1 protein-coding gene is annotated in these 418 nt (G+C 75.8%); it reads left to right on the top strand.

Going from position 1 to position 418, the window contains the following annotated elements:
- Positions 1–311, top strand: a 311-nt coding sequence (locus B9S61_RS11020) for a LysE/ArgO family amino acid transporter (RefSeq protein WP_181007327.1), incomplete at its 5' end; no start/stop codon positions are given.
- Between the last annotated feature and the right edge of the window lie 107 nt (positions 312–418).

The following is a 418-nucleotide window of genomic DNA, read 5'->3' as shown; positions in this document are numbered from 1 at the left end:
GGGCGGCGGGCGGGGCGGCCGGCTCACGCCGCCGGGCCGTGCTGACCTGCCTGGCGATGACCTGGCTCAACCCGCACGTCTACCTCGACACGGTGTTCCTGCTGGGCTCGGTCGCCGCCGACCACGGCCCGCTGCGCTGGACCTTCGGTCTCGGTGCCGTGGCGGCCAGCCTCTGCTGGTTCGCGGCGCTCGGGTTCGGCGCCCGCCTGCTGAGCCGCTTCCTGGCCCGCCCCACCGCCTGGCGCGTCCTGGACGGACTGGTCGCCACCACCATGATCGTCCTCGGCCTCACGCTCATCGCGGGAGCCTGACGACACGGCCGTCGCCGGTGCCGCGACGGCGTGCCCTTCCCGGCGGGCACAGCCCGGCGGGGGTTGGCGACGCGTTCCTGTTCCCCGACGGCGTGTTCGCCGCCACC

This window comes from Streptomyces sp. SM1, from assembly GCF_002910825.1.
GTDB lineage: Bacteria > Actinomycetota > Actinomycetes > Streptomycetales > Streptomycetaceae > Streptomyces > Streptomyces okerensis.
This window is presented reverse-complemented; position numbering and strand designations above follow the sequence as displayed.